General features: G+C 69.4%; 15 protein-coding genes. 7 read left to right on the forward strand and 8 right to left on the reverse strand.

What is annotated here, in order from left to right; translation table 11 throughout:
* Nucleotides 1-28: 28 nt before the first annotated feature.
* Both hrpB and LG380_RS13550 read right to left on the reverse strand, forming a co-directional pair.
* Nucleotides 29-2,533, reverse strand: a complete 2,505-nt coding sequence (gene hrpB / locus LG380_RS13545; protein ID WP_225765790.1) for an ATP-dependent helicase HrpB — start codon at nt 2,531-2,533, stop codon at nt 29-31.
* 44 nt (nt 2,534-2,577) lie between these two features.
* Nucleotides 2,578-3,192 (reverse strand): hypothetical protein, encoded by a 615-nt coding sequence (locus LG380_RS13550; protein ID WP_225765792.1) that lies wholly within the window; start codon nt 3,190-3,192, stop codon nt 2,578-2,580.
* A 119-nt stretch (nt 3,193-3,311) separates the two neighbouring features.
* On the opposite strand from LG380_RS13550, the gene LG380_RS13555 reads away from it, so the two are divergent.
* Entirely contained in the window at nt 3,312-4,118 is an 807-nt protein-coding gene (locus LG380_RS13555) for a TatD family hydrolase (protein ID WP_225765794.1), read from the forward strand.
* A gap of 28 nt (nt 4,119-4,146) precedes the next feature.
* On the opposite strand, the gene LG380_RS13560 is transcribed toward LG380_RS13555, so the two are convergent.
* The 4 genes from LG380_RS13560 to LG380_RS13575 all read right to left on the reverse strand — a co-directional run bounded on the left by LG380_RS13560 (nt 4,147) and on the right by LG380_RS13575 (nt 8,484).
* Nucleotides 4,147-5,679, reverse strand: a complete 1,533-nt coding sequence (locus LG380_RS13560) for an OmpA family protein (protein WP_225765796.1) — start codon at nt 5,677-5,679, stop codon at nt 4,147-4,149.
* Nucleotides 5,680-5,773: 94 nt separating this feature from the next.
* A complete protein-coding gene (gene panE, locus LG380_RS13565) occupies nt 5,774-6,715 on the reverse strand; it encodes a 2-dehydropantoate 2-reductase (protein WP_225765798.1) in 942 nt (313 codons plus the stop codon).
* Between the two features lie 24 nt (nt 6,716-6,739).
* Nucleotides 6,740-7,534 carry an ABC transporter permease gene (locus LG380_RS13570; RefSeq protein WP_225765800.1) on the reverse strand — a complete coding sequence of 265 codons (795 nt, stop codon included), beginning with the start codon at nt 7,532-7,534 and terminating at the stop codon, nt 6,740-6,742.
* The gene (locus LG380_RS13575; protein WP_225765801.1) at nt 7,531-8,484 is read right to left on the reverse strand and encodes an ABC transporter ATP-binding protein; all 954 of its coding nucleotides are present in this window, start codon (nt 8,482-8,484) and stop codon (nt 7,531-7,533) included. The genes LG380_RS13570 and LG380_RS13575 overlap by 4 nt, the downstream gene beginning before the upstream one ends.
* Before the next feature lie 100 nt (nt 8,485-8,584).
* On the opposite strand from LG380_RS13575, the gene LG380_RS13580 reads away from it, so the two are divergent.
* The 6 genes from LG380_RS13580 (at nt 8,585) to LG380_RS13605 (ending at nt 12,753) form a co-directional block, all read left to right on the forward strand.
* Entirely contained in the window at nt 8,585-9,346 is a 762-nt protein-coding gene (locus LG380_RS13580; RefSeq protein WP_225765802.1) for a ferredoxin--NADP reductase, read from the forward strand.
* Nucleotides 9,347-9,496: 150 nt separating this feature from the next.
* On the forward strand, nt 9,497-10,459 hold the full coding sequence (locus tag LG380_RS13585) for an acyl-CoA dehydrogenase (RefSeq protein WP_225765803.1): 963 nt from the start codon (nt 9,497-9,499) through the stop codon (nt 10,457-10,459).
* Nucleotides 10,447-11,193: a PIG-L family deacetylase gene (locus LG380_RS13590; protein WP_225765804.1), complete on the forward strand. Its 747-nt coding sequence runs from the start codon at nt 10,447-10,449 to the stop codon at nt 11,191-11,193. Before LG380_RS13585 ends, LG380_RS13590 begins: the two co-directional genes overlap by 13 nt.
* Nucleotides 11,190-11,777 (forward strand): class I SAM-dependent methyltransferase, encoded by a 588-nt coding sequence (locus tag LG380_RS13595; RefSeq protein WP_225765805.1) that lies wholly within the window; start codon nt 11,190-11,192, stop codon nt 11,775-11,777. Before LG380_RS13590 ends, LG380_RS13595 begins: the two co-directional genes overlap by 4 nt.
* On the forward strand, nt 11,774-12,466 hold the full coding sequence (locus LG380_RS13600) for a glycosyltransferase family 2 protein (RefSeq protein ID WP_225765806.1): 693 nt from the start codon (nt 11,774-11,776) through the stop codon (nt 12,464-12,466). The genes LG380_RS13595 and LG380_RS13600 overlap by 4 nt, the downstream gene beginning before the upstream one ends.
* Complete coding sequence (locus LG380_RS13605; protein ID WP_225765807.1) at nt 12,463-12,753, forward strand: hypothetical protein; 291 nt, start codon at nt 12,463-12,465, stop codon at nt 12,751-12,753. The genes LG380_RS13600 and LG380_RS13605 overlap by 4 nt, the downstream gene beginning before the upstream one ends.
* Before the next feature lie 13 nt (nt 12,754-12,766).
* Here LG380_RS13605 and cydB read toward each other — a convergent pair whose 3' ends face one another.
* Nucleotides 12,767-13,780, reverse strand: coding sequence for a cytochrome d ubiquinol oxidase subunit II (gene cydB / locus LG380_RS13610; RefSeq protein ID WP_225765808.1), 1,014 nt, complete (start codon nt 13,778-13,780; stop codon nt 12,767-12,769).
* The gene (locus tag LG380_RS13615) at nt 13,780-15,177 is read right to left on the reverse strand and encodes a cytochrome ubiquinol oxidase subunit I (protein WP_225765809.1); all 1,398 of its coding nucleotides are present in this window, start codon (nt 15,175-15,177) and stop codon (nt 13,780-13,782) included. The genes cydB and LG380_RS13615 overlap by 1 nt, the downstream gene beginning before the upstream one ends.
* Nucleotides 15,178-15,232 lie beyond the last annotated feature (55 nt).

Below are 15,232 nucleotides of genomic sequence, written 5' to 3' on the forward strand. Positions count from 1 at the left end.
GCTGACGCCCGCGACGCGGACCGGGGGGTCAGGTGCCGCGCGGCTTCGCCCGATGCGTGGCCGTCGCGCTCCACGGGTCATCCGGCCACGGGTGCCGCGGATAGCGCCCCTTCATTTCCTTCTTCACCTCGGCGTAGGTGTTCTGCCAGAAGTTGCGCAGGTCGCCGGTGACCTGCAGCGGCTTGCCGCCGGGGGAGAGCAGGTGCAGCAGCAGCGGCACGCGGCCGTCGGCGATGCGCGGGGTGTCGGCCAGGCCGAACAGCTCCTGCAGCTTCACCGCCAGCACAGGCGGCCGCGGGGTGACGCCATCGTCGTCCAGGATGTAATCGATGCGCCGGTCCATGCCCGAGGGCACCTCGATGCGTACCGGCGCGTGGCGGTCGACCAGCTGCCGCTTGTCCCACGGCAGCCGTGACTTCAGTGCCTCACCCAGTTCGTCCTCGCCAAGGGCATCGAGCCGGGTCTTGCCGGCGAAGGCCGGGCGCAGCCAGTCCTGCAGCGTGGCCAGCAGCGCGGCATCGGACAGGTCGGGCAGTTCCAGCTCCGGCATCCAGTGGCGCAGCGACATCGCCCGCCAGCGCCACTGGCGCAGGTTGTCGGTCCACGGCAGTGCATCCAGTCCCAGTTCGCGTACGGCCTCGGTCAGCGCGACGGCGGCCTGCGCCGGATCGACGCGGCCGGCAGGCCGGCTGTCGAGCACGATGCGGTCGAAGCTCGACTCGCGCCGCGCCACCAGGGCGCGCCTGTCCGCATCCCAGCGCACCACGTCCTGCTGCACGAAACGCTGCGGGAAGTCGGCGCGCAGGCGCGCCTCGTCCACCGGCGCCGCGCGCAGCAGCAGCGCATCACGGGCTTCGAAGCGCAGCTCGCTGGCGACCAGCCACGGCTCACCGCGCAGGTCGCTGCTCTCGAATAGCCGCGCGCTGCGGCCATTGGCCAGCAGGTAGCGCAGCGGATCGGTGGGATGTCGGCTGGCGATGCGGTCGGGGAAGGCGTGGGCAAGCAGGTCGCCCAGCTCGTGCGCGTCGATATCGGAGGGCGGTGCCACCTCGCAGCGCAACCGGCGTCGCCACTGCTTTGCCGCCGCGTCGATCGCCGCCAGCGCGCCACGGCTGGCGTCGTGCGGCACGCGGCCCGCGCGGAATGCCGCCAGCGCCCGCCAGCGTGCGGCCAGAGCATCGCCGCCCTGGCGCAGCGGGTCGCGTGCTTCGACCAGTGCGGCCAGATCAGCCGCCAATGCCTGTCCACGCGGATCCGGCGCGGCCAGCAGCATTGCCGCCAGCCGCGGATGGGTGCCGAGGCCGGCCATGCGCCGGCCCGCCGGCGTGATCGCCGCCTGCGCATCCAGCGCGCCAAGACGCTGCAGCAGTTCGCGCGCGGCGGCCATCGCGCCGGCCGGCGGCGGATCGACGAAACGCAGTTCCTCGCTGCCCCAGGCCGCCAGTTCCAGCGCCAGCGAGGCCAGCTCGACCTGCGAGATCCCGGCGCGGCGCTGCGATTCCAGGCGCTGCGACTGCGGCCACAGCCGCCATGCCCAGCCCTCGGCAACGCGGCCGGCGCGGCCCGCGCGCTGGTCGGCCGAGGCCTGCGAGATCGGCACCACGTCCAGCCGCGAGAAACCGCTGTTGGGGTCGTAGCGCGGCTCGCGGGCCAGCCCGGCATCGATCACCACGCGCACGCCGGGCAGGGTGACCGAGGATTCGGCCACGTTGGTGGCCAGCACCACGCGGCGACGGCCGTCGGGATCGGGCTGCAATACCCGCGACTGCTGCTCCACCGGCAGCTCGCCGTGCAGTGGCAGCGCGGCCACGTCGCCTGCGAGCACCGGCTCCAGCGCGGCCTGCACGCGGCTGATCTCGCGCTGGCCGGGCAGGAACACCAGCACGTCGCCGGGATGTCCGGCCAGCGCCTGCTCGATCGCGCGCCGCGCCTGCGCTTCCAGCGCCTCGTCGCGGCGCGCCGGAAAGTGGCTGATCTGGACGGGATAACTGCGGCCTTCGCTGGACAGGCGCGGCGCATCCAGCCAGCGCGCAAGCCGCTCGCCGTCGAGCGTGGCCGACATCACCACGATGCGCAGGTCCTCGCGCAGGCCGCCCTGCACGTCCAGCGCCAGCGCAAGGCCGAGGTCGGCGGAGAGGTGGCGCTCGTGGAACTCGTCGAACAGGATCGCGCCCACGCCGTCCAGCAGCGGGTCGTCCTGCAGCAGGCGGGTGAGGATTCCCTCGGTGACCACTTCCACGCGGGTGGAAGGGCCGACCCTGTTCTCGAAGCGGATGCGGTAGCCGACCGTGTCGCCCACCTGTTCGCCCAGCTGGCGCGCCATGAACTGCGCGGCGCTGCGCGCGGCGACACGGCGCGGCTCCAGCATCAGGATCTTCTGGCCCGCCAGCCACGGCGCATCAAGCAGGGCCAGCGGCACCTGGGTGGTCTTGCCGGCGCCGGGCGGGGCTTCCAGCACCAGGCGCGGATGCTTGGCCAGGCTGTCGACGATGGCCGGCAGCAGGGCATTGATCGGGAAATCAGCGGTCTTCATGGGCGCGCAAAGGATACGCGGGCCCGGCTGTTTCCCGCTGGCGGTCAGCGCGCCGGGATGGCACCAGCCCGCTGGATCTGCTCGCAGCTGGCAAACAGCCGCGCCGGATCGAAGGCCTCCGCCGCCTGGCTTTCCGGCAGCAGGGCGGCGCCGTGGTCGCGGCGCCAGTACTCGTAGGCGTCGGTAAGCAGGCCCGGGTCGTGGATGCGGAACACGCCTTCGGCCTGCAGCTGGTGCAGCAGCCGGTAGGTGGCATCGAAGGCCTCCACGCCGCCCTGCTGGAACAGCAGGCGGCCGCCACCAAAGCGCCGGTGCAGCCAGCCCTGGGCCGACACCGTGGTCAGCAGGGCGGTGGCGACGTAACGCTCGGTCTGCGGGTTCTCCGGCGGTGCCGAAGGGTTGGCGCAGGCGCGGGACTGACGGTAGGCGGCGACGGCCCGGTCCACGGTGGCCGGATCCGGTTGCCACTGCGCACGGTTGGCCAGCAGGTAATCGCGGATCGCCGGGTAGAGCACCTGCTCGCGCAGCGTCTCGCCAGGCGCATCACCGAGGGCGGAACGGGTGACCGCGGTGCCGCGGTACTCGGCCACCACCGTGTCGTCGGCGTGGGCGAGGGAGGGCAGCAGGAACGACAGCAGGCACAGCGCGATGGCTTTCATGCAGGTGGCTCCGGTGGCGGCGGCAACATCGCATGGCCCGCGCGCGGGGACAAGCACGCCGGAAGGGTTCCGGCACGCCCCGCTAGAATGGGCGCCCCCACGTATCCGGCCGTCCTGGCATGCAACTGATCGACATCGGCGCCAACCTGACCCACGAATCCTTCGAGCGCGACCTCGATGCCGTGCTCGAGCGCGCGCGCGCCGCCGGGGTGGTGCAGATGGTGGTCACCGGCGCCGATCGCGCGCACAGCCCGCGGGCGCTGGAACTTGCCCGTCGCCATCCCGGCTTCCTGTACGCCACCGCCGGCGTGCATCCGCACCACGCGGTCGAATACACCGACGAATGCGATGCCGAGATGCGCGCGCTGCAGGAGCATCCCGAGGTCGTGGCCGTGGGCGAGTGCGGGCTGGACTACAACCGCGACTTCTCGCCGCGTCCGGCGCAGCGCCGTGCCTTCGAGCGCCAGCTGCAGATTGCCGCCGACCTGCACGCCGCCGGCCGCAGCAAGCCGCTGTTCCTGCACCAGCGCGACGCCCACGACGACTTCCTGTCGATGATGAGGAACTTCGACGGTCAGCATGGGCCGGCAGTGGTGCACTGCTTCACCGCCGAGCGTCGCGAGCTGTTCGACTACCTGGACCGCGACTGGTACATCGGCATCACCGGCTGGCTGTGCGACGAGCGCCGCGGCGCCCATCTGCGCGAGCTGGTCAGGCACATCCCGCACGAGCGGCTGATGATCGAGACCGACAGCCCCTACCTGCTGCCTCGCACGCTCAGGCCGATGCCCAAGGACCGCCGCAACGAGCCGGCGTTCCTGGCCCACATCGTCGAGGAACTGGCCCGCGACCGCGGCGAGGACGTAACCCTCACCGCTGCGCGCGCCACCGCCACCACCCGCACGTTCTTCGGCCTGCCCGGCTGATCGCGACGATCGCGCCGGGCGGCTGGCCTCAACCGCGACGCACCAGCTCGACGCGGCGGTTTCGCGCGCGGCCTTGCTCGCTGTCGTTGCCGGCCACCGGGCGCTCGGCACCGTAACCGGCGGCCACCAGCCGCGCCGCATCGATGCCCCCGGCAGTGAGTGCGGCCACCACAGACTGCGCACGCTGCTGCGACAGTTCGCGGTTGCGCGCGGCCTGGCCGGTGTCGTCGGTGTGGCCCTCGACCGAGAGCTTCAGCGACGGGTTGTCGCGCAGCAGCGCCAGCACCTGCTCGAGCTGCGGCCGCGAGGCCGGCAGGATGTCGGCCTTGTCCACCGCGAAGTTGACTTCGATCGCGACGCGGCCATCGGCATCGAGCTGGCGCTTGAGCGCGTCGGCCGGCAGCAGCGCAGCGGTCTGCACCAGTTCCTTGCGTTCCACCACCACCCAGCCGGCGCTGCCGTACTCCAGGCGGGCATGCACCCATACCTGGTGCCCGTCCGGGCGATCGAAACGGTAGACGAGCGAGTCGTAGTCCTGCCAGACGAAGCTGGTGCCGTCGCTGTACGGGCCCTTGAAGTTGGAGTCGTAACGCTCGGAGGCTTCCTTCGGGATGCGGCCCTCGAACACCAGCACGCCGCCGGCCTCGTCCATCATAGACTGCAGGTTGCGGCGGACCTCGTGCATCGAGAAGCCCCGCTCACCCTTGGTTACCTGGCCGGCCCAGGTGCGGCCCTCGACTTCCTCGAAATCGCTGCCGGTCCAGAACGGATACATGTCGAAGTCACGCTGCTTCGGGCGGTTGCCCTGGTCGTAACCCTCGGGCATGGCCAGGTAGGGGAACTCGGTCAGCAACTTCGCGGTGGCGGTGAACGGGCGTTCCTCGACCACCACCAGGCCGGCGTCATGGCCGGTCGTGGACAGCTGCACCCAGATGTTGCGATCGGCCTGGCGGATCACATGCACCGTGGTCTGTGCACCGGTGTCCATGTTCACCGCATCGATGAAGCCGCCGCCGATTTCCTCCTCCAGCTGCGGCCCGTAGTAGAAGCCGCGCTGCAGCGGGCCATCGAAGACCTGCCTGGCACCTGCCTGCTGCAGCACTGTCTCCAGGTTGCGGCGCAGTTCGCGCGCGGAGAACTCCTTCTCGCGCCGCAGCTCGCTGCTCACGCCAACCTTTGCACTCCAGCTTGCCCCTTCCACCCAGTGCAGGCCGTCGCCGAGGCGGAACGGGAAGCGGGCATGACTGCGTACATGCGGACGGTTGACCGGCGCATAGCCCTCGGGCATCGAGAAGAACGGCAGCTCGCCGATGGCGGCGGTGCTGGCTTCCACGCTGTTGATGTCGAACGGCAGCAGCGGTACCGGGTTGCCGTCGCGGTCATGCACCGCGTCCTTGTCCAGGGAGGACTGCGCAGCGGGTGTTTCCGTCGCCGCGGCTTCATCGGTTGCCGCTGCGGTAGTGGCATCCGTCGAGCCAACCGCGTCGGTCGCGGTTTCCTGCTTGCCACCGCAGGCCGACAGCAGCATCGCCAGCGTGCCCACCATCATCGTCTTGCGCATCTGGTTCACTCCCTGTGACAGAAGCGCAAGAGCCTACAACAGCTGCAGAGCAGTAAAACCCGTGTTTTTGGGGGTTGCGTCGCAGAAGGGGCGATCAGCCAGCGCGGCGCTGCTGCTCGTACACCTGCAGATGGCACCACGCGGCCTGCAGCAGCGGCGCGGCGATTCCAGCCTTGCCGGCGCGGGCGAGCATGTCGCCGGCGATGTGCGCCGCTTCCACCGGCAGGCCGGCTTCCAGGTCGCGCAGCATCGAGGCCTTCATCGTCGAGCCTGGCTGGGTCAGCGACTTGAGCGCGATCTGTTGTGGCTTCTCCGGTACCGGCTGGCCGGCAGCCTCGGCCACGGCCAGGCACTCGGCATACAGCGCCTGGACCAGGGGCACGCCATTGCCGGTGGCAACGATGCTGCCGACATCGCCGCGCATCAGGCAGGTGATTGCCGCCAGCGTGGTCAGGAACGTGTACTTGATCCACTGCTCGCTGGCGATGCGGTCGGAGGCGACATGGTCGATGCCGGCCTGTTTACAGGCGCGGGCCAGTGCCTGCACGCGTTCGCTGTGCGGATCGCCATCGCGCTCGCCGAAGGTCAGCCGTGCCGGGCGGTCGAGGTGCTCGATCGCGCCATCGGCAGCCTTGGTCGCGCTGATGAAGCACAGTCCGCCCAGCACCGCGTCGCGGCCGAAGCGGGAATCCAGCGGCGCGTAGTGGGCCAGACCGTTGAGGATCGGCAACAGCGTGGTGCCCGGGCCCATCGCCGGGGCGATCGCCTCGATCGAGCTGCCCAGGTCATAGGCCTTGCAGCTGAGCATCACCAGGTCGAACGGCTGCTGCGAAACCACGGCGGGCAGCGCATCAGCGGTGGTGAACCTGGCCGCGATGCGTGCATCGCCCAGCGGGCTGCGGATCACCAGGCCATCGCGCTGCAGTTGCGCCGCACGCGCCGGACGCACCAGGAAGGTGACGTCCACGCCCGCCTGGGCCAGACGGCCACCGAAATAACCACCGGTGCCACCGGCACCCAGGACGAGGATTCGCATGCGGTTCTCCGTTGTTGGCAGGGATCAGCTGCGCAGGCCGACGCCGCGGCGCAGCAGCCACAGCGACAGTGCGCCCAGTACCGCGACAAAGCCCAGCATCAGCGTGTAGGCCACCCACAGCGGCACGTCGGTGGTGCCGAGCAGGCCGTAGCGGAATGCGTTGACCATGTAGAAGATCGGGTTGGCGTGGGTCGCCTTCTCGGCCCAGCCCGGCAACAGGCTCACCGAATAGAACACGCCGCCGAGGTAGGTCAGCGGGGTCAGGATGAAGGTCGGCACGATTGCCACGTCGTCGAACTTCTTGGCGTAGACGGCGTTGATGAAGCCGGCCAGCGAGAAGATCGTCGCGCCCAGCAGCACGGTGCTCAGCGTCACCAGCGGATGCGGGATGCGCACCGGGGTGAAGAACATGGCGATGATCAGCACGATCACGCCGACCATCAGCCCGCGCAGCACCGCGCCGGCGACGTAACCGCCGAGGATCACCCAGTTGGGCATCGGGCTGACCAGCAGCTCCTCGATGTGGCGGCCGAACTTGGCGCCGAAGAACGAGGAGGAAACGTTGCCGTAGCTGTTCTGGATCACGCTCATCATCACCAGGCCGGGGACGATGAACTGCATGTAGCTGTAGCCGCCCATGTCGCCGACCCGCGAGCCGATCAGGCCACCGAAGATCAGGAAGTACAGGGTCATGGTGATCGCCGGCGGCACCAGCGTCTGGCCCCAGATGCGCAGGATGCGGTTGATCTCGCGGCGGACGATGGTGCCCAGCGCGACCCAGTTGCGCTGGCGGTCGGTGATCGGTGCGGGCGTGCTCATGCGGCCTCCTCGGTGTTGCCGGTGAGGCGCACGAACAGTTCCTCCAGGCGGTTGCTCTTGGTACGCATCGAACGCACGCGGATGCCGGCGGCACCCAGCGTGTCGAACACGCGGTTGAGGTCCATCGCCCGCGGCATTTCCACGTCCAGCGTGTGCGCGTCGGTGGCTACCAGGGTGGTGCCGGCGATCTCCGGCAGCTGGGTGGGCAGGTCACCATCGATATCGAGGATGAAGCCTTCCACGTCGAGCTTGGCCAGCAGGCTGCGCATCGGGCCCTGCTCCACGATCCGGCCGTGGTTGATGATCGCCAGGTTGCGGCACAGGTGCTCGGCTTCTTCCAGGTAGTGGGTGGTCAGGATGATGGTGGTGCCGGCGGCGTTGATCTCGCGCAGCACGCGCCACATGTCGCGGCGGATCTCGATGTCCACGCCGGCGGTGGGTTCGTCCAGGATCAGCAGCTGCGGCCGGGTCATCATCGCGCGGGCGATCATCAGCCGGCGCTTCATGCCGCCGGACAGCGTGCGGCTCATTACCTGGGCCTTTTCCCACAGGTGCGCGCGGCGCAGCTCTTCCTCGGCACGGCGGCGCGCTTCCTCGCGTTCGATGCCGTAGAAGCCGGCGTAGTTGACCAAGATGTCGAACGGCTTCTCGAACAGGTTGAAGTTGATTTCCTGCGGGACCAGGCCGATCAGGCGCATGGCCGCGCTGCGCTCGCGCACCAGGTCGGTGCCGAACACCTCGACCTGGCCTTCGCTGAGGTTCACCAGCGAGGAGACGATGCCGATCAACGTGGACTTGCCCGCGCCGTTGGGGCCGAGCAGGGCGAAGAAATCGCCCGGGGCCACTTCCAGCGACACGCCGCGCAGTGCCTGCACGCCGTTGTCGTAGGTCTTGCGCAGATCATGGACGCGCAGTGCCGGCGCGCGTGGGGAGGGGGTTGCCTGTGCCAAGCTCGTGCCTTCGCGCCCGTCGTGAGGGCGCCACAAATGTGCAGCGGCTATTATAGAAGCCCGCGCGGGCCCGGCCCGGCTACACACTGTTCCTTCTGTCGTGCCTGTCCACTTCCCGCTCAAGCTCGTCGCCCGCCGCATGCTGGCGCCGACCGTCGGCCATTACCAGTTCGTGCGCGACGACGGCCAGCCGCTGGATTTCCAGCCCGGCCAGTTCATCCAGATCCACTTCCAGCACGCCGATGGCACCGAGGCCCGGCGCAGCTACTCGCTGGCCACCATCCATGACCACACGCTGGGCCCGGGCGACGCGGTGGACATCGCGGTCAGCTTCGTCCCCGGCGGCGCGGCCACCGCGCTGTTCGAGGGCCTGGACATCGGCGGCCAGCTGATGGGCAGCGGCCCCTATGGCCGCTTCTGCCTGCAGCCGGGCGACCACAATGCGCGCTACCTGCTGATCGCCACCGGTACCGGTGTCACCCCGTACCGCTCGATGCTGCCGCAACTGGCGCAGGCCATGGCCGGACGCGGCGCCGAGGTCGTGCTGCTGCAGGGCGCGCGCACCCCGGGTGAACTGCTGTACAGCGAAGATTTCCATTCATTTGCCGAAGACCATCCGGGCTTCCGCTACGTGCCGTGCCTGTCGCGCGAACGGCCGGCCGACCCGCACCCGGACGTGCGCCATGGCTATGTGCAGCAGCACCTGGCCGAATTCGCGCCGGATCCGGCGCGCGACATTGCCTACCTGTGCGGCAACCCGGACATGGTCGATGCCTGCTTCGAGGCGCTGAAGGGCGCCGGCCTGCCGGTGCCGCAGATCCGCCGCGAGAAGTACGTCAGCTCCACGCCGGTCAAGCGCTGACCGTGGCGCCCTCGTCTCCGCGACGAGGGCAGACGGTTGATCACTGACTGACGCCAAGCGGCGGATCCTTCATCCGCCGCGCACATCCGGTCCACAGCCTGACGACCTGGCGCTCACTACGGTGACAGCCTGCCAAGGAGTCGACAGGCCATGCTGGACAGCGTCATCACCCCCGAATCCCTTTCCACGCTGGAGTCCGAAGCCCGCCAGTGGCTTCTCTCCCGGCCCGCATTGCCGCTGCCCGGCCGTGGCCAGACCCTGGAACGCTGGCGGGCACTGGCCGACATTGGCGCCCACGACCTGTGCCTGGCCAAGGTGCTGGAAGCGCACTACGACGCGCTGGCGATCCTGGCCGAGCTGGGCGAACCGGCACCTGCCGACGACACCGTGCTGGCGGTGTGGGCCGCCGAGGGGCCGCAGGCAACGCTGCGCCCGGGCACCGGGGCTGACACCCTGGACGGCGACAAGCCGTGGTGTTCTGGTGCCAGCCTGGTTGATGCGGCACTGGTGACGGTCCGCGAGGACGGCGCCTGCCAGCTGTACCAGGTCGGCACCGGGCCCCACCTGCAGCCGCGCGGTGATTCATGGCCGGCTACCGGCATGGGCCGCATTCCCTCGGTCACCGTGCGCTTTGCCAATGCGCCCGCGCGCCGCGTGGGACAGGTCGACGCCTACCTGCAGCGCCCCGGCTTCTGGCATGGCGGTGCCGGCGTGGCTGCGGTCTGGTACGGCGCGGCAATGGCACTGGTCGATGCGATGCAGCAGTCCAGCGGCGGTGAAACCCGCGATCGCCTGCTCGGCGAGGCGACGCTGGCGATGGTGCCGGCCGCCGCGCTGATGCGCGAACTGGCGGTGATGATCGACGCCGACCCGGCCAATCCGCACCGCGAGGCCGTGGTGCGCGTGCGCAGCGTGGTCGAGCGCGCCTGCACCCGCGTGCTCGACCTGGCCGGGCGTGCGCTGGGCCCGGCGCCGATGTGCACGGACCGCGACCACGCGCGCCGATGGGCCGACCTGACCGTGTTCCTGCGCCAGAGCCATGCCGACCGCGACTGGTGCTGGCTGGGCGAGCAGGCCCGCGCGGACGAATGGAGCCGGCCATGGGCGCTGTAGCCACCATCCACGGCCAGGGTACGGCCGAGTCCGACTGGCAGCAGTGCAGCTGGTTGTGGACGCAGCCACCGACCCCGGCGCAGAAACTGTTTGGCAGCGCACGCCGGCTGGTCGTCGTCGCCCCGCATCCGGATGACGAGGTGCTCGGTTGCGGCGGACTGATGCGGCTGGCGGTGGAAGCCGGACTGGACGTGCAGGTCGCCGCGGTCACCGATGGCGAGGCCTGCTATCCGCATGAGAAATGGTGGACGCCCGAGCGCCTGCGCCAGGTGCGGCGCGACGAACTGCGCGCCGCGCTGGCCGAACTCGGTATCGGTGATGCCTGGCACCTGGGCATTGCCGATGGCGGCGTCAGCGCCGATGTCCAGCGGCTGCACGAATGGCTGCAGGACATGCTGCGCGCCGACGACCTGGTGCTGGCACCGTGGCGGCTGGACGGCCACCCCGACCACGAGGCGGCCGGCGATGTGGCCTACCGGTGCGCACAAGCCACCGGGTGCCGCTTCCTCCAGTACCCCCTCTGGGGCTGGCACTGGCTGCATCCCGATGCCGTGCACATGACCTGGGACAAGCCAAGACTGGTGGACATCTCCGCCGCGCAGGCACGCAAGCAGCGCGCCATTGCGTGCTTCCGCAGCCAGACCGGCGAGGTAGAACACCTCCAGTCCGATCCCATCCTTCCCCCCCATGTGCTGCAACGCTTCGCGCGGGGCCACGAGGTGTTCCTGGCATGATCGACCAACAGTATTTCGAGCAGCTTTACGCGCAGGCCGATCCGTTCGGTTACCGCACCCGCTGGTACGAGGAGCGCAAGCGCGCGCTGCTGCTGGCCAGCCTCGGCCAGCGCAACTACGAACATGGCTGGGAGCTGGGCTGTTCCAATGGCGAACTGAGCGCAGCGCTTGCCAACCGTTGCCGTCGGCTGCTCGCCACCGACCTGAGCGAGCGCGCGGTGCTGCTGGCGCGCCGGCGCCTGGCGGCGGTGCCGGGTGTCGAGGTGCAGTGCGCGCGCCATCCCGGCTTCCGTCCGGACGTGCGCTTCGACCTGATCGTCTGCAGCGAGCTGGGTTACTACCTGGACCCGCAGCAACTGCCGCAGTTGCGTGATGACATCCACTCGGTGCTGGCCGGGGACGGCCTGCTGGTGGCCTGCCACTGGCGCGTGCCGTTCGCCGAGGCCGGCAGCGATGCCGAATCCGTGCATCGCGAGCTGGGCCTGGGCCTGGTGGAGAAGTTCCACTACCGCGATGCCGACTTCATCCTGCAGGGCTGGTCGGCCGATCCGCAGTCAGTGGCGATGCGCGAGGGCCTGCGATGATCGGCATCCTGGTTCCCGCGCATGACGAGGAAGACCGTATTGGCGCCTGCCTGGATTCGCTGCAGCGTGCCGCACTGGATCCGGCGCTGGACGGCGAGGACGTGTGCATCGTGGTTGCACTCGATGCCTGCACTGACGGCACCTGGCTGGAATGCAAGCGCCGTGGTGTGGAGACCCTCAGCCTGGACGCGCGCTGCGTAGGCGTGGCCCGCGCGGCGGCGGCTGCCGTGCTTCTGACGCGCGGCGCGCGCTGGCTGGCCAGCACCGACGCCGACAGCGAGGTGCCGGCGGACTGGCTGTCCGGCCAGCTGGCCGGCGGCCATGACGTGTTCTGCGGGCTGGTGGACCTCAAGTGCGAAACCACCGGGCAGCGCCTGTACCAGCTGTTTCACCGGGCCGAGCGCTGGGGCCACGACCATGGACGGATCCACGGCGCCAACCTCGGCATCGCCGCCCGAACCTACCTAGACGCGGGTGGTTTTGACGCGCTCGAATGCCACGAGGACGTGGCGCTGGTGCGGCGACTGGAGGCAGGAGGTACACGCGTGCACTGGGCCGACCAGCCACGGGTGCTGACCAGCGCCCGCCTGCACGGCCGCGCGCCGCAGGGATTTGCCGCCTACCTGCGCGACCTCGAAGCGCGCCTGGGCGCTGGCCCGGACGTGGCACTGGCCGGAGGCACTCCATGAACCCGGACATCCTCGGCTGGGCCGCCACCGCGATCCTGATCGCCACGCTCCTGCGGCAGACGCTCAAGCAGTGGAAGTCACCGCATCCGGAGGCCGTTTCCAGCTGGCTGTTCATCGGCCAGATGTCGGCGTCGGTGCTGTTCACCATCTACAGCTTGCTGCTCGGCAACACCGTATTCGTGGTGACCAACCTGCTGCTGCTCGGCACAGCCATCCTTGGCCAGGTGCTGGCCTGGCGGCGCCGGAAGAAGGACGGGGGCCCGAATCCGCCGGCAACTTCGCGCTGATCGCTCCCGCCGGTCAGTGGTAGCCGCTACCGGCGGCGATCTTGCCGCGGAACACGTTGTACGACCACGCGGTGTAACCCAGGATCACCGGCAGCAGCACGACCAGCCCGACGATGCTGAAACCCTGCGAGGACGGCGGCGCGGCCGCATCCCACAAGGTCATCGACGGCGGCAGCAGGTAGGGCCACATGCCCAGCACCAGGCCCAGGAAACCGAGCACGAACAACGCCATGCTCAGCAGGAAGGGCGGGTAGTCGCGCTGCTCACGCATCGTGCTGCGCCACAGGGCAACCGCCACGCCCAGGGTCAGCAGCGGCACCGGCGACAGCCACCAGAAGTTGCCGTCGGTGAACCAGCGTTCCATCACCCGCGACTCGAGGAACGGCAGCCACGCGCTGACCAGCCCCATGAACACGATCACCGCCACCACCAGCGGCCGCGTCAGCGAACGCGCCATCGCCTGGTCGCGGCCTTCGGTCTTGATGATCAGCCAGGTGCTGCCGAGCAGTGCGTAGCCGAACACCACCGCCGCGCCGGTCAGCATCGAGAACGGGCTGAACCAGCCGAACGCACCGCCGACGTAGCGTCCGTCAACCACATCCAGACCCTGCACCAGCGCACCGAGGATCACGCCCTGCGCGAAGGCCGCCAGCGTGGAGCCCAGGCCAAAGGCCACGCTCCACAGCCGGCGCGAGCGGTGCGCCTTGAAGCGGAACTCAAAGGCGACGCCACGGAACACCAGCGCCACCAGCAACAACAGCACCGGCAGGTACAGCGCCGACAGCAGCGCGGCGTAGGCCTTGGGAAAGGCGGCCAGCAGGCCGGCCCCGCCCAGCACCAGCCAGGTCTCGTTGCCGTCCCAGATCGGCGCGGCCGTGTTCATCATCACGTCCAGCTGTTCCTCGTCCTCGGCCATTGGCGCCAGTACGCCGATGCCGAGCACGAAGCCATCCAGCAGCACGTACATAAGCACGCCGAAACCGATGATTGCGAACCAGACCACCGGCAACCAGGTCGCCATGTCCATCAGCTTTCCTCCAGTGGTTCGTCGGCGCCGGACAGCGGCCGCGCCGGGGTGTGCGTGCCACCGTCCACATCCGGCGGCGGCTTGTGCGGCTTGGGCCCGGTGCGCACGATCTTGACCAGGTACCAGACGCCCCAGCCGAACACGAAGGCATAGGCAATCACGTAGACCGCCAGCGACAGCGCGGTCATCCAGCCGGTCTGCGGACCGACCGCGTCGGCGGTGCGCAGGATTCCGTAGACCACCCACGGCTGGCGACCCATCTCGGTGACGAACCAGCCGGCCAGCAGGGCAATGAAGCCGGCCGGCAGCATGGTGTTCCAGCCACGCAGCAGCCACGGCGAATCCAGGAGTCTGCCGCGCCACCACTGCAGTGCCGACAGCCAGGCCAGCGCCAGCATCAGCATGCCGATGCCGACCATCACCCGGAACGCAAAGAACACCGGCACCACTGGCGGGCGCTCGCTGGCCGGCACCGAGGTCAGCGGCGCGATGGTGCCGTCGCGGGAGTGGGTGAGGATCCAGCTGCCCACGCGCGGGATCGCCACTTCCATGTCGTTGCGCTCGGCCTTCTCGTTGGGCACGGCGAACACCACCAGCGGCAGGCCTTCGCCTTGCTCGCCCTCATGCCAGTGGCCCTCCATCGCCGCGACCTTCAGCGGCTGGTGCTCGAGGGTATTGAGGCCATGCATGTCGCCGACCAGGATCTGCACCGGCACGGTCAACGCGGCGAAGGCGACCGAGGCCTGCAGCATCTTGCGCCCGGCCTCGACGTGCTTGCCGCGGCGCAGGTACCAGGCACCGACGCCACCGATGGTGAAGCAGGTGGTGATGAACGCGGCCAGCGCCATGTGCGTCAGCCGGTAGGGGAATGAGGGGTTGAAGATCACCTGCATCCAGTCCTGCGGCTGGATGATGCCATCCACGATGATGTGGCCGGCCGGCGTCTGCAGCCAGCTGTTGGAGGACAGGATCCAGAACGTGGACAGCAGCGTGCCCAGCGCGACCATGCAGGTCGAGAAGAAGTGGAGTTTCGGCGGGACCCGGCCCCAGCCGAACAGCATCACGCCGAGGAAGCTGGCTTCCAGGAAGAACGCGGTCAGCACCTCGTAGGTCAGCAGCGGGCCGATGATCGCGCCGGCGACCTCGCTGAGCACCGGCCAGTTGGTGCCGAGCTGGAAGGCCATGACGATGCCGCTGACCACGCCCATGCCGAAGGACACGGCGAAGATCTTCTGCCAGAAGAAGAACAGCTCGCGCCACACCGCATTGCCGGTGCGCAGCCAGCGCCATTCCACGAACGCCAGCCAGCTGGCGGTGCCGATGGTGAAGGCAGGGAACAGCACGTGGAAGCTGATGACGAATCCGAACTGGATACGCGACAGGAGCAGGGCATCCATGGAGTCTTCCCGGGTTCACGGCGCGGTGGCGCGCCACGGGCCACGCGGCTGGAAG

Source organism: Stenotrophomonas sp. Marseille-Q4652 (assembly GCF_916618915.1).
In the GTDB taxonomy this organism is placed as follows: domain Bacteria; phylum Pseudomonadota; class Gammaproteobacteria; order Xanthomonadales; family Xanthomonadaceae; genus Stenotrophomonas.